The organism is Streptomyces sp. LX-29 (assembly GCF_029541745.1).
In the GTDB taxonomy this organism is placed as follows: domain Bacteria; phylum Actinomycetota; class Actinomycetes; order Streptomycetales; family Streptomycetaceae; genus Streptomyces.
This window is the reverse complement of record NZ_CP089746.1, coordinates 6,732,095-6,745,814: the sequence shown is the minus strand read 5'-3', so window position 1 is coordinate 6,745,814 and position 13,720 is coordinate 6,732,095. Positions and strand designations below refer to the sequence as shown.

General features: G+C 71.4%; 11 protein-coding genes. 5 read left to right on the top strand and 6 right to left on the bottom strand.

Features of this window, described 5'->3' with window-relative positions; translation table 11 throughout:
- Positions 1 to 110 precede the first annotated feature (110 nt).
- Positions 111 to 982 (bottom strand): IS5 family transposase gene (locus LRS74_RS28410; RefSeq protein ID WP_277738995.1). Its coding sequence is split into 2 segments (ribosomal slippage): positions 111 to 622 and positions 622 to 982, totalling 873 coding nucleotides; the frame shifts between segments, so codons are not numbered across the junction.
- 10 nt (positions 983 to 992) lie between these two features.
- Positions 993 to 2,075, bottom strand: a complete 1,083-nt coding sequence (locus tag LRS74_RS28405) for a hypothetical protein (RefSeq protein ID WP_277743654.1) — start codon at positions 2,073 to 2,075, stop codon at positions 993 to 995.
- Between the two features lie 270 nt (positions 2,076 to 2,345).
- On the opposite strand from LRS74_RS28405, the gene LRS74_RS28400 reads away from it, so the two are divergent.
- Complete coding sequence (locus tag LRS74_RS28400; RefSeq protein ID WP_277743653.1) at positions 2,346 to 2,795, top strand: DUF523 domain-containing protein; 450 nt, start codon at positions 2,346 to 2,348, stop codon at positions 2,793 to 2,795.
- A 77-nt stretch (positions 2,796 to 2,872) separates the two neighbouring features.
- On the opposite strand, the gene LRS74_RS28395 is transcribed toward LRS74_RS28400, so the two are convergent.
- Complete coding sequence (locus LRS74_RS28395) at positions 2,873 to 3,508, bottom strand: LysE family translocator (RefSeq protein ID WP_277744979.1); 636 nt, start codon at positions 3,506 to 3,508, stop codon at positions 2,873 to 2,875.
- 2 nt (positions 3,509 to 3,510) lie between these two features.
- The gene (locus LRS74_RS28390; RefSeq protein WP_277743652.1) at positions 3,511 to 5,052 is read right to left on the bottom strand and encodes a DUF885 family protein; all 1,542 of its coding nucleotides are present in this window, start codon (positions 5,050 to 5,052) and stop codon (positions 3,511 to 3,513) included.
- Positions 5,053 to 5,147: 95 nt separating this feature from the next.
- Here LRS74_RS28390 and LRS74_RS28385 point away from each other — a divergent pair, with 95 nt between their 5' ends.
- A complete protein-coding gene (locus tag LRS74_RS28385; RefSeq protein WP_277743651.1) occupies positions 5,148 to 6,626 on the top strand; it encodes a PLP-dependent aminotransferase family protein in 1,479 nt (492 codons plus the stop codon).
- A gap of 434 nt (positions 6,627 to 7,060) precedes the next feature.
- Positions 7,061 to 8,752: an IPT/TIG domain-containing protein gene (locus LRS74_RS28380; RefSeq protein ID WP_277743650.1), complete on the top strand. Its 1,692-nt coding sequence runs from the start codon at positions 7,061 to 7,063 to the stop codon at positions 8,750 to 8,752.
- A gap of 243 nt (positions 8,753 to 8,995) precedes the next feature.
- Here LRS74_RS28380 and LRS74_RS28375 read toward each other — a convergent pair whose 3' ends face one another.
- Positions 8,996 to 9,874, bottom strand: a complete 879-nt coding sequence (locus LRS74_RS28375; protein WP_277743649.1) for a PhzF family phenazine biosynthesis isomerase — start codon at positions 9,872 to 9,874, stop codon at positions 8,996 to 8,998.
- A gap of 95 nt (positions 9,875 to 9,969) precedes the next feature.
- Between LRS74_RS28375 and LRS74_RS28370 the strand changes: the two genes are divergently transcribed.
- Complete coding sequence (locus tag LRS74_RS28370; protein WP_277743648.1) at positions 9,970 to 10,860, top strand: LysR family transcriptional regulator; 891 nt, start codon at positions 9,970 to 9,972, stop codon at positions 10,858 to 10,860.
- Here LRS74_RS28370 and LRS74_RS28365 read toward each other — a convergent pair.
- Complete coding sequence (locus LRS74_RS28365) at positions 10,835 to 10,960, bottom strand: hypothetical protein (RefSeq protein WP_277743647.1); 126 nt, start codon at positions 10,958 to 10,960, stop codon at positions 10,835 to 10,837. The two genes, LRS74_RS28370 and LRS74_RS28365, sit on opposite strands and share 26 nt — an antisense overlap.
- A 577-nt stretch (positions 10,961 to 11,537) precedes the next feature.
- Here LRS74_RS28365 and LRS74_RS28360 point away from each other — a divergent pair.
- Positions 11,538 to 13,565: an AAA family ATPase gene (locus tag LRS74_RS28360; RefSeq protein ID WP_277744978.1), complete on the top strand. Its 2,028-nt coding sequence runs from the start codon at positions 11,538 to 11,540 to the stop codon at positions 13,563 to 13,565.
- Positions 13,566 to 13,720: the final 155 nt, after the last annotated feature.

Below are 13,720 nucleotides of genomic sequence, written 5' to 3'. Positions count from 1 at the left end.
TGCCAAGCCGGACACGCGCGCCGTCCGTTGCTCCGTCCGACTCCGCCTGCCCCGCCTACTTGTCGGGGTGGCCGCCACCGGGTAACGCCCGCTAGGCGGTTTCGTTTGGATCACCGAGCGGACCAGAGGAAGATGCCCGCGATGTGGAGTCCGGCCAGGTAGATGACCGCTGTCTTCTCGTAGCGGGTGGCGATCCCTCGCCACTGCTTCAGGCGGTTGATGCACCGCTCGACGGTATTGCGCTGCTTGTACGCGTCACGGTCGAAAGCGGGTGGCCTCCCACCGTGTCTGCCGCGACGCAGCCGGTGGCCGCGCTGATCCGCCCGGGTGGGGATCACTGCCCGGATGCCGCGCTGGCGTAGATGCTCGCGGATCGCACGTGAGGAGTACGCCTTGTCGGCCAGGACGACGTCCGGCCTGGTGCGAGGTCGTCCACGTCGGCGGGGAACGCGCAGACGGGCCATGACCTCGCCGAAGGCGGGTGCATCGCCGGCCTGGCCGGCCGTGAGGACGAAGGCCAGGGGCCGGCAGTCGCCGTCGGCCGCGAGGTGGATCTTCGTGGTCAGCCCGCCGCGGGACCGGCCGATGGCGTGGTCGGCCGGTTCTCCAGCCGGGGCCCCCTTTTGCGGGCCCCGGCAGCGTGCTGGTGTGCTCGCACGATCGTGGAGTCCACAGAGACGGCCCAGTTCAGGTCCTCGTCCGCGTCGGCCTGGGCTATGAGAGCGGTGAACACTCGCTCCCAGGTGCCGTCGACGGCCCACATACGCAGCCGGTTGTAGACGCCTCGCCAGTTGCCGTACTTCTCCGGAAGGTGCACCCACTGGGTTCCGGTCTGGAACTTGAAGGCGATCGCGTCGATCACCTCCCGATGGTCCCGCCACCGACCACCGCGCCTCGGCGTCCGGTCCGGGAGCAACGGCTCGATCCGCGCCCACTGCGCGTCAGTCAACGGCACACCCAGACCAACGACCGGCTGATCCAAACGAAACTGCCTAGGACCGCGTCGCCCTCTCGCACTCGTCCCCGGAGGACTCGCCCCGCCCGACCGGCGCGCTGCGGTCGTACGGGTCGATCTCCGTGCCGGCTCCGTCCGCCCGGCGGTCCGTGCCGAAGGGCGGGGTGAAGTAGCCCGTGGGGGCTCCGCAGCCGCCGTTGGTCATGTGGTACTTGTACGAGACGATCGAGAACGTGCCCGGTTCGGTGATCACCTTGTCAGGGTCGTCCCAGCTCAGGACCAGCTCGCGCCGGACGATCGTGCGCACGATCTCGTCGCCGCTCGCCTCCGCGCGGGTGACCGGGTAGACGAAGGTGACGTCGGCGGTCACCTGGAGCGCGCCGCGCTCGCCCTTCTGGTAGGTGAGCTCGCCCCGGGTCTTCACGACGTCGCCGACCAGGTGGGTGCGGGAGGGCTCGAAGCGGCTGAAGAGGAGGAGGGGGTCGTTCTTCTCGCTCGGGGTTCGGAAAGCGGTTTTCAGAAGGTCCTGGACGTCCTTCTGGTGCGGGTTGATCAGTGCCATCGCCTTTTCGGGGCGCTCACCCCGCAGCACCCCGCGGTCCAGACCGGACGCGACGAGGAAGTCCCGGCTGCTGGCGAGGGCCCGCTCGACCTCGGCCGCGCTCATCCAGCCGACGGCCCCGGCCTTCGGCACGGTGATCCCCGCCGCTCCGCTCGCCCAGCTCGCCGCCGGCGATCCGCGGAACGGCTCGTCCATGGTGGGGCGTTGGGCCGCCTCCGCCGGGGCTGCCTGGGTCGGGCGGTCCGCCAGCGTCGGGGAGTCGGCGCCGGCGAACAGGTTCACTATCCGCTCCGGCACGAGCGCCACTACCAGCAGCACCAGCGAGGCCAGCAGCCCGACCACGTACCAGCCCGTGCGCCGCTTGGGCCGCGCGGGCGTGTAGCTGCGCCAGCCCTCCGGGCCGTGACCGGGCTCCGCGCGCAGCCGCCTTGCCACTTCGCGGGCCCGCGCCGACGGCTCCTTCGGCGCGTCGGCGGCACCCGCCACCGACTCGCGCAGAAACCGCTCCCACTCCTCGTCGGACCTCGACGAGCCGTCCGGCTCCGTACCCGCGCCCATCCTCAACCCCTGGCAATCAGTAGTCCGCGGCCCACTCCTCTGGGGCGCGTCCGCATAATGACACAGAGTGCTGACGGTGAGGCCGGCTGGGCGGACGGTGTGGGCGCGCCACTTCTCAACTGTCCGACCGAAGCGCTCAGTCACACCTCCGGGGTTGATGACGGCGAGGTGCAGGCTGACCCAGAGATGGCCTGCCTGGAGTTGCGAGGGGTGTCCGCCCCGTAGACCGACGACCGCACCAGCCGATCCCCCTATGGCTAGCCTGGCGGTATGGAAGCAATCCTGGTCAGCGCGTGTCTGCGCGGGGTGCCGTGCCGGTTCGACGGGCGTCACAAGGCGTCGTCGGAGATCGAGGAGGCGGTGGCCGGTCGCGAAGTCGTCTCCTTCTGCCCTGAGGTCGCGGGCGGGCTCGCGACACCGCGGCGGCCGGCGGAGTTGGTGGGCGGCGACGGGCACGACGTGCTCGACGGGACGGCGCGGGTCGTCGAGGACACGGGGCGTGACGTGACAGCGGAGTTCGTGGACGGAGCGCGGCGCGCACTCGCGGCGGCGCGGCACGCGGGCTGCACGGAGGCCCTGCTGATGCCGCGCAGTCCGTCGTGCGGACGGGGTGTGGTGTACGACGGGTCGTTCGCCGGGGAGCTGGTGCCGGGTGACGGGGTGACGGCGGCGCTGCTTGAGCGGAACGGGGTCACCGTGCGGCCCGCACCCGGCGTGTGAGGCTGCGTTGGTGTGGCCGCAGCGTACTTCGCCCGCGGAGAGCGGCCGGCCGCGCCGCGGCACGCGCGTGGGCGATGTCAGGTGAGTACGGTGGCGATCGCGAGGCCGAAGTACACGGCGGCCACGGTGTACTTGGCGGAGCGACCGGTGAGGGCCCGGGTGGGCAGCCGATGTCCCAGCGCACCGGCGGCTGACGCGTACGCCAGGTCCATGACCAGACCGAGGAGGAAGGTGATGGTGCCCAGGACGAGCATCTCCGTTCGGGCTTGGGCGCCGGTGGCCCCGTCGCTCACCCACTGGGGGAGGAAGGCGAGGAAGAACAGCATGACCTTCGGGTTGAGCAGGTTGACGAGGACTCCCTGGCCGTAGACGCGCGGCAGCCGGTGGGTCGAGGCGGCTGTGCCGTCCGCGCGGTCGGTGGAGCGTGCCTCGGCCAGTGACCGGGCGCCCAGGTGGGCGAGGTAGCCGGCACCGAGGAGGGTGAGGGCCTCCAGCGCCCATGGTTGGGCGGAGACCAGCGCCGCGACCCCGAAGGCGGTGGCCAGGGCGTGCACCAGCGTGCCGGTCTCCACGCCGAGCGCGGAGACCAGCCCGGCGGCGGTTCCCTGGGTCATGCTGCGGGTGCAGATGTAGAGGATGTTCGGTCCGGGCAGTCCGACGATCGCGACGGATGCGGCGACGAAGAGCAGCAGGTGCCCGGGGTCGGTGAGCACCTTCAACGCCCCGCCTCCCCGAGCAGCGCCGGGAGCAGGCCGAGCGGCGGTGCTCCGAGGCCGAGCAGAGCGGTGTGGAAGCGCTTCGGGGAGAAGCCGGATCCCCAGCGCCGGCGGGCCTCGTCCCGTAGGTCGAGGATCGCGAACTTCCCGCGTGCGTAGTCGCCCGCCTGCGGATCGAGCAGGCAGCGAAGGGCCTGCTGGGCGGCGAGCCCGGGTGGGGAGAACGCGTCGGTCCGGAAGCGCGCGGCCGCCTCCGTCCGGGTGAGCTCCCCGGTGTGCAGCCCGATGACGCATCTCAGACGTGTGAGCCGGAGCAGTGCGTCGCGGGCGACGGCCGCCGCGTACCGGGGATCGCCGTCACCGAATCCGGCTTCCAGCGCCATCTCCTCGCAATAGTGCGCCCATCCCTCGCTCGTCGCGTACGACTGCAGGCTGCGGCGCACCACGCTGGGATTGCGCCGCAGGATACGGCCGTGCGTCAGGTGACCGGGGGCGACCTCGTGAACGGCGATGTTCAGCAGCTGGAAGCGGCTGTAGGTGCGCAGCCAGCGGTCGCGGTCGGCGGCCGGCCACGTGGCGGGCGGGCGCCGGACCAGGAACCGGCCGGGCCGGTCCGGCTCCTCGGGCGCCGCAGCCGTCATGGTGGCGACCTGGTGCCCCTGCGACTCCGGGAGCAGGCCGACCGTGCACTCGCCCACCCCGCCCGGCACCAGGCCGGCACCGGCCGCCCAGGCCCGCACCGTTCGCACCGCCTCGCGGGTGGCGGCGAGCAGGCCGTCGGCGGTGGGGTGGTCCTCGTCCAATGTGTTCAGCGTGTCGGCCACGGTGGCGTCGGCGCGGATGCGGCGGCAGCTCTCCTCCAACAGCTCCCGGAGGCGGAGACGTTCGGTGTCGGCGCGCTCGGCCAGCCGCTGGAGGTCCACCTCGGTGCCTTCGGTGGCCATCAGCATCCGGGTCAGCCCCTCCTCTCCCAGGACCGGTGACTCGCTCTCCGCCTCTGCCGCCCGCCGCAGATGGTGCCGCAGCCGCTCGAGCGCCCGGGCGGCCGGCCGCTCCGGTGCGGGGTCCTCTCCGGCGGGATGCAGAAGGTGGCGCAGGCCCTCGACCGCGGGCAGGGCCGCGCGAGCCTGCTCCGCGGGCACCCGGTCGAGCGTGGCCACGGCGTTGGCCACCAGGTCGGGCCAGGCGTCCAGATGGGCCCGCCGGGCCCGGGCCCGCACGTCGGCGGGGGCGTACGGATGGTCGTAGCCGCTCAGGTCCAGGTTGTCGATGTGCAGAGACGCGTCGCGGCGGTGCATCGCCAGCTCGCCGAAACGGACGCGCACCGCCCGTTCGAACGCCGCGAGCGTCCCCTCGTCGAGCGGGTCGGGCTCCGTCGACGCCAGGCGGCCGGCGTCGATGTTCCGCAGCGCGCGTCCGACGCCCGCCTCGGAGAGGTCCTGTGGAGAGCCGTCGTACTCATGTCGTCCGGCTTCGTGCCGGGCGGCCGGTACGGACGCGTCCAGGACGGCACGCAGACGGGCCGGGGCGGCGAGAGGCATGGGGAGTTCTCCCTGCTGTTGGATGGCCATGTGGTAGGTCTGTGACCAAGCCAATCCGAGGTGGGCGCGGACCACCCGGGCCAATAGGAGCCGAAGTGGACCTTTCGCGGGAGCCGGCACGGCTGGTCGAGCTGCTGCCCGACGAGTGGGCGCACCGCGCAGCCCTGTACCGGGGTCTCGCGGACGCGCTGGCCCGTCTGATCGACGAGGGCGACCTGGTGCCCGACGCCCGGTTGCCGTCGGAGCGCGGGCTCGCGGCGGCGCTGTCGGTGAGCCGCTCGACCGTCGTCGCCGCCTACGACGAGCTGCGCGCAGCCGGGGTCCTCGTCAGCCGCCGGGGCAGTGGGACCCGGGTCGTGCGGCAGGCGGGCAGAGGCCGTTCCCGACCCGATCACCGACTCCTTCGGGGAGAAGCGGACTCCGTCTTCGCGCGGCTGTCCCAGGGTCCCGGAAGCGTCATCTCCCTGGCGTACGCCGCGGACGCGGGGGCACCCGAACTCGTCGACGCACTCCAGGAGGTGATGGCACAGGATCTCCACCACCTGCTGGAGGGCGCCGGCTACCACCCACGCGGACTCCCCGCGTTGCGTGAGCGGATCGCCACCCACCTCACGGGCCTGGGCCTGCCCACCGCGCCGGAGGCGGTGGTGGTGACCACCGGCGCGCACCAGGCGATCGCGCTGGCCGCCCGGATGTACCTGCGGGCAGGCAGCACGGTCGTGGTCGAGTCCCCCAGCTGGCCCGGCTGCTTCGACCTGTTCTCCGGGCTCGGCGCCCGCGTCGTCGGCGTACCGCTCGACGAGGAGGGGATGCGGCCGGACCTGCTCACCGCCACGCTCGACGAGTGCCGGCCGGATCTGCTGTTCGTCATGCCCTGCTACCACAACCCCACCGGCCGTCTGATGAGCGCGGCACGCCGCCGCCGGATCGTCGAACTGGCCGGGCGGCACGGTGTGGTCGTCATCGAGGATCTGGCCTATTCGGGGCGGCTCGGGCCAGCCGTCGAACTCCCGCCCCCGATGTCCGCGTTCGCCGCCCCGGACGACGAGGTGTTGACGATCGGCTCGTTGTCCAAATCGGTCTGGGGAGGACTTCGGGTGGGCTGGGTCCGCGCGGACGCGCCCATCGCCGCCCGGCTGGCTCGTCACAAGGCGCTGGCCGACCTCGGCACCCCCGCCCTGGACCAGGCGATCGCGGCCCGGCTGCTGCCTCGGCTGGCGGAACTGGAACACACCCGCGCGCAGTCCGCCGCCCGCCGGCTGCGTCATCTGACCGGGCTGCTCGCGAGGTCGCTCCCGGACTGGAGATGGGATCCGCCCGACGGCGGGTCGGCGCTGTGGATCGAGCTGCCGGGCGTCGACGCCCGCGTGTTCGCACAGGTCGCCCTGCGTCACGGGGTGGAGGTGGTGCCGGGGCGCGCCACCGACCCCAGCGGCCGCCACGACACCTACATCCGCCTGCCCTTCACCTATCCGGTCGACGTCCTGACCGAAGCCGTGGCCCGGCTCGGCCGCGCCTGGGCCGACCTGCGCCGCCACGGCCCCTCCCCGGGCGGTTCCGAACCCGTGGTGTGAGCTGTCCGGGGCGGCCGGAACACGTCGCCGCCCGCACCACCACGGAAGACGCCGCCGAGTGGCTGCCGGGCGGACTCGGCCACGTCGACATCAGGAAACTCGGCAACATCCCCGGCGGCGGCTGGCGGACGACGGCGGCCTGGACGCCGATGTGGCTGGACGGTGCGCAGTCCGGCGATGAGAAACGAAGACAGGGGGTAGCCACCATCGCCCGGGCGCAAGTCCGACGATATGGAATGCGTTGTCCGTAGCGGCCTATCCCACTGGAACGCTTCACATGCCGTCTCGTCTCACTCCCACCAACTTGGGATCATTCGAGGAACACGGGCAGAACACCACCCGATCCGAAACCGCCAGGCCGGTCGAGAAATTCAGCGGTACTTCTCATGTCGTTCTGGAAGGAGACTTTTCGGAGCCGGGGTGAGAGGAGTCCCATGTCCACAACCGAAACCGCCTCGGCCCGCCCACTTCCGATGCGGGCTACGACCGCTGCGGCGTACGGTCCGGCACTCCTGGCGGATCCCGGCCCCATTCCCGTCGGCCCCAGCCCCGTCTCCATCGCCTTCACCCCCGACGGAACCCGGGCCTACGTGGCCAACTCCGGCACCACCACCGTCAGCGTCATCGACACCGCCACCAACACCGCCACCGGCACCGTCACCGTGGGCGCCGAACCCTGGGGCGTGGCGGTCCGCCCCGACGGGACCCGCGCCTACGTCACCAACTCCACCGCCGGGACCGTCAGCGTCATCAACACCGCCACCAACACCGTCATCGCCACCATCCCCGTCGGCACCAGCCCACGCGGAGTAGCCGTCACCCCCGACGGAACCCGGGCCTACGTGGCCAACTCCGGCACCACCACCGTCAGCGTCATCGACACCGCCACCAACACCGCCACCGGCACCGTCACCGTGGGCGCCGAACCCTGGGGCGTGGCGGTCCGCCCCGACGGGACCCGCGCCTACGTCACCAACTCCACCGCCGGGACCGTCAGCGTCATCAACACCGCCACCAACACCGTCATCGCCACCATCCCCGTCGGCACCAGCCCACGCGGAGTAGCCGTCACCCCCGACGGAACCCGGGCCTACGTGGCCAACTCCGGCACCACCACCATCAGCGTCATCGACACCGCCACCAACACCGCCACCCGCATCACCACCGCGACCAGCCCGGCGTTCCTGACCGCCTCCCCCGACGGGAGCCTCGTCTATGCCACGATGACCGCCGCGGGCACGGTCACGGTGATCAACCCGAGCACCGACACCATCACCGCCACCATCCTCGGATTCAGTGGGCCACAAGGGATCTCCCCCACCCCGGACGGCCGTCACCTGTACGTCGTCAACAACGCCACCAGCGCCCTTCGCGTCCTGAGGAGGCCGGCGGCCATCTCCCCCAACCAGGGCTCCCTTGGTGGCGGGACGGCGGTGACCATCATCGGCCGGGGCTTCACCAACACCAGCTCCGTGCTCTTCGGCAACCACAAGGCAACCGACGTCGTGGTCGTCAACGACACCACCATCACCGCCGTCACCCCAGCGGGCACGGGAAGCGCCACGGTCAGAGTGACCGCCGCCGGAGGAACAGCGGTCATCGGCCGCTTCTACTACCGGCTTCTGCCGGCTATCGACACCATCTCGGTGCCCTCCGGGCCGATGGGCGGAGGCGGCATCCTCACCATCACCGGCCGCAGGTTCATCGGCGTCAAGCAGGTGTGGTTCAAGAACGTCGCAGTCGTCCCCACCGTCCTGTCGGACACCCAGATGACCGTCGTCGTCCCGCCCTCGGCCCTGGCGCGCGCAGTCCCCATCCACACGGCCAACCGGGGCGGCATCTCCAACAGCACCTCCTACACCTACCTCGGCGGCCCGGTCGTCACCAGCATCAGCCCGACGTCGGGTTCACGGACCGGCTCTCGTTCCATCAACATCCACGGCACCTCGCTGGCCCAGGTCACCAGCGTGACCTTCGGGGGCAACCCCGCCATCACCTTCAAGGTCGTGTCCGACATCAAAATCCAGGCCATCACACCGCCGGGCACGCCCGGACCCGCGGCCGTCGTCGTCAGGACAGCCAGCGGCGCCACGGCCACCTCCCCCATCCCGTACACCTACACCTGACCGCAGCCGTACGTCCCACGACGGCACGCGTGGGACAGGCATGCGACTCGATCTGCACCGACGTGTCGCAAGCCGGCAAGCCGGCGAGGCGGCGAGGCGGCGAGGCGGCGAGGCGGCGAGGCGGCGAGGCGGCGAGGCGGCGGCGAACAGGGTGGGGGCGCTCCAGGACATGCCGAGCGTGGAGCACCACGGCCGGACCGGCTTCGGGTCGGCATCGGAGGGCGGGTCGGCGGCCGTCGCCCGCTACCGGGGTATGGGGACCGCCTGGCCGGTGACCCGTACACGGGCGTCGGCGGGGTCGACGTCGACGACGAGGTCACTGGGGCGACCCATGTCCTCGCCCTGGCGGACCCGGATCGTCGTGGGTCGGTGGATCTGGCCGATCGCCCGCAGGTAGCCGCCCAGCGCGGCGGCGGCCGCTCCGGTGGCCGGATCCTCCACGACGCCCCCCACGGGGAAGGGGTCGCGGGCATGGAAGAGCTGCTCGTTCTCCCGGTGGACCAGTTGCACGGTGGTCCACCCCCGGGATCGCATGATGTCGGCCAGGGCGTCGAAGTCGTAGGAGAGATCGGCCAGTCGCGCGCGGGAGGCCACGGCCACGACGAGGTGCTCGTTGCCGCCGTAGGCGACGTGCGGTGGCAGTGCCGGGTCGAGGTCCGCACGGGTCCAGCCCAGGGCGGCGAGTGCCGCGTCCAGTTCGGCGTCCCCGGCCGGGAGGGAGCGCGTGGGCGCGCTGGTGAGCGTGGCCCGGACCGCGCCCTGCCCGTCGATGGACGTCGTCACCGGGATCTCGCCCACCTCCGTGTCGAACGTCAGCTCGCCGGGACCGAGTCGTTCGGCGAGGGCCACCGCGGTGGCGACGGTGGCGTGACCGCAGAAGGCGACCTCGGCCAGGGGGCTGAAGAACCGTAGCCGAAAGCGCCGCGCCGCCGCGTCGGCCTCGGTGACGAAGGCGGTTTCGGAGTAACCCACGCGGGCGGCGACCTTGAGCATCGCGGCTTCGTCGAGTCGGGTGGCGTCGAGGACGACGCCCGCGGGGTTCCCACCCGCGGGGTCGGCGGTGAAGGCGGCGTAGCGCAGAACCTCGGGGGCGGAATCACGGGTGAGGGCATCAGTGGTCATGCCCTGACTCTCCCTCACCGAAAGGAATCGGCACAAGCGATGGATTCCGATGTGAGGCATCTGTATATCCGATGGCATCTTCTATGCTGCACCCCGTGGACACCCGACTCCTGCGCACCTTCACCACTGTCGCCAGAACCCGGAGCTTCACCGCGACGGCCGCCGAGCTGCACCTCGCCCAGTCGACGGTCACCGCCCAGGTCCAGGCCCTGGAGAAGGAGCTGGGCACCCGGCTCTTCGACCGGCTGCCCCGGGGCGTTGCGGTCACCGAGGCCGGCAGTCGTCTGCTGGGCGAGGCGGAGGGCGTGCTGGACGCGGAGTCACGGCTGCGCGCGGCAGCCGCCGCCGACGGGCCGCCCGCCGGCCGGGTCGTCGTCGGAGCGGGCGAGACACTCTGCTCGGCCCGGCTGCCCGGTGTCATCGCCGCCCTGCGGCGTCTCCACCCCGGTCTCGAAGTCGACTTGTCGCCCTCGGGAACCGCCGAGGCTCTCGACGGCCTCCGCGCCGGCCGACTGGACGTCGCGCTGCTGCTGGAAGACGACGTCGACGCTCCCGACATCGACGTCGAACACCTCACGGACGAACCGTTGGTCCTCGTCTGCGCTCCCCAGCACCCTTTCGTGCGGCGGACACAGCCGGTCACCTGGGAGGAACTCGCGGGCGAGGCCTTCTTCCTCCACGAACAGGGCTGCTCCTACAGCGACCGGCTCGCCGACCGCCTACTGACGGTCCCGGGCGCCCGGACGCGGCTCACGCGCTTCGGCAGCATCGAGGCCGCTCGTTCATGCGTGGCGGCCGGACTCGGCCTCACGCTGCTGCCCCGCGCCACCGTCGAGGACGCGCTGCGCGCCGGCCGACTGGACGTCGTGCCGGGCCCGCCCATCCCCGAGGTCCCCGTCCAGCTGGCACGGCACCGCCGACGCTGGGCCTCACCCGGAGTACGGGCGGTGACCGACGAGCTCAAGCGGCACCTGGCGGGCCGGTGACGACGGATATACGGACCATCCCGGCCTCGTCCAGCACCAGATTCTGGCGGTCGGTCGACCGCTCGTCGGTCGTCACCCGCTGGTAGAGCAGGTTGGCCATGCCGCTCCCCGTTGTGGTGGTCGCATTCGACCCCAGCTGTCAGCAAACCCTGTTATCAGCCGTCATCGGATCTGATGGGATCGGCGCCGCCGCCGGCCCCGGAAAGCCCGGGCTCATTGGACGCCGCCGTGCCTGTCGTCATTCGTTCCTTTGACGAAATCAACGACGCGGAGGCCGAATATCGGCGGATCCAGGTTGGGTGGGGCCGGGTCGGAGGGTCCGGGCACGGACGGGCCCGCCGCCGGGCGTCGCGGCGGCGAACGGCGCCGGTCGCCTCGCCGGATCTTCCCCCCATTTCCCGAGCGCGGCAAAACATCGCCGGCATCCAAGGGTGGGATCGCCCATAAGGCAGGCGGGCATCGGGAGCGCAATCAGCGATATACGGAACGGCGGAATGCATGAGACGCCATACGGTCAGCCGTCATGGATTCAGTCGCAAGGACATAGCTTCAACAAGTAAGTCAAGACTTACCTTCAGGGAACTTTGACCGTATGGTGTGGCTCGAATCGAAGGAGCCCCCTGTTGTCGAAAACGAATGATCCCGCTGCGCGTGCGGTTGACTCGGAGCAGGATTATGTGTCCTCCTTGTATGAGTTGCTCAACGAGCGGCTTTCCGAGGCGCGAGTACACCGAGCGAGTGTGCTGAAGGCCCCGGCGGACAGCGCCGGTGAGGCATACGAGAGAGAAATCGCCGCCGAGCGTCTGGCCAAGGAAATCGGCCGGCTGGAGGGCGCCGAAAAGGGGCTGGTCTTCGGGCGCATCGACTGGACGGATGGCACGGCCCTGCGCATCGGGCGGATCGGACTGCATACGGAGGAGGATGACCTGCCTCTGCTCGTGGACTGGCGCGCGAACGCGGCGCGGCCCTTCTACGAGGCGACACCGGTCCACCCGATGGACCTGCGGCGGCGCCGGCACCTGCGCCTCGAGGAGCGCACGGTCATCTCGGTGAGCGACGAACTGCTGGACGGGACCGCCCCGACCGACGAGGACGTCGTGGGGGACGGCCCGTTGACCGAGGCTCTGTCGGCACGGCGTACGGGCAGGATGCACGCGGCCGTCGCGACGCTGCAGGCCGAGCAGGACGAGATCGTCCGCTCCGCCCACCGCGGGGTGACCGTGGTGCAGGGCGGGCCCGGCACCGGCAAGACGGTGGTCGCCCTGCACCGGGCGGCCTATGTCCTGTACGCGTTCCCGCGCGCCGCGGAGGAGGGTGTCCTGGTGGTGGGCCCGAACGCCCGGTTCCTCGACTACATCTCCCAGGTCCTTCCCTCGCTCGGAGAGAACGACGTCGTTCTGGCGACCTGCCGGGAACTGGCCGGAGTGTCCACGGACACGGTGGACTCGTTCGATACGGCGCGTCTCAAGGGCGGCTCCGACCTCGCCGACGCCTTGGCCGGACTGCTGCGCGTCCACCAGGCCCCCGCCGGTGGATTCACCGTGCGGGTCGGACAGACACTGGTTCACCTGTCCGGCGAGGAGGTCGCCACGGCACGCGACGCCGCCGTGGCGGCCGTACCGGGGCACAACCCCGCCCGTCAGGTGTTCAAAGAGCTCTTGGTCGACGCCGTCACCGACGCGACGCGACGAGACATGGGCGACCTCCTGGAGCAGATCGACGCCGATGCCGAAAGGATGACGGGCATGGACCTCGACCGGTTCACGGGAGCCGCCCAGCGTCGTGTCGAAGGTGCGGCCGACTCGGGTCCGGTCCACGAGCTGGACCTGGACGCCATCCGAGCCGATCTCCTCGACGACGCCGGCGTCGACCGAGCGGTCGAGGTGTTGTGGCCGCGGCTGGTACCCGGTGACCTCGTGAAGGCGCTCCTGACGGACGCCGGCGCTCTCGCCGAGCACCTGCCTCGCCTGACCGCGCAGGAGCGGTCCCTTCTGCTGCGCGGTCCGGACGACCCGTGGACCGATGCCGATGTGCCGTTGCTGGACGAGGCGGCGAGCCTGGTCGACGGCCCCCCTGAGCGGACGTACGGGCACGTCGTCGTCGACGAGGCGCAGGAACTGACCGCCATGCAGTGGCGGATGATCGTCCGCCGCTGCCCGGCGAGGGCGATGACGCTGGTGGGTGACTTCGCCCAGGCAGGCCCGGTCGCGACAGCACGCGACTGGAAGGAAGCACTGAGCCCCCACGTCGGACCGCGGTTCACACTGCACGACCTGACCGTCAGCTACCGCACCACGCAGGAGATCCTGGAGAGCGTCCGGGACCTGCTCACGCGGATCGCTCCGGACCAGAAGCCCACACGGTCACTGCGAAGCGGTGAGAGCCCTCGCACCGTGACCACACCTCCGGACGGATTGGTCACCGCCGTCGTTCAGGAACTCCGCGCCCAGAGCACCGCGCACCCGGGCGAGCTTCTGGGAGTGATCTGCGCGGACACCAGGGTGAGCGAGCTGACGGCCCAGGGCATCGCTCACCACGCACGCATCGTGCCGGCGTCCGAAGGACGCGGCCTGGAATTCGACGGGGTCGTCGTCGTGAACCCCGAGGAGATCATCACGGCCCGCCCCGGTGGGGAAAGAGACCTGTACGTAGCCCTGACCCGGGCCACCAAGCGCCTCTGCACCATCACCGTCCAGCCCGCCTGACGACTCGGCGCCCGCGTCGTCGCCGCGGGCGCACCCGGCGCGGTACAAACACCGATCGAGGCCGCGTACCGCCCGCGAGGCGGTACGCGGCGCACCCGCGCCCGATCCGGCGCGGCCTGGTGTGGCGCGCCGACGATCCGGTCGCCGCCCGGTAC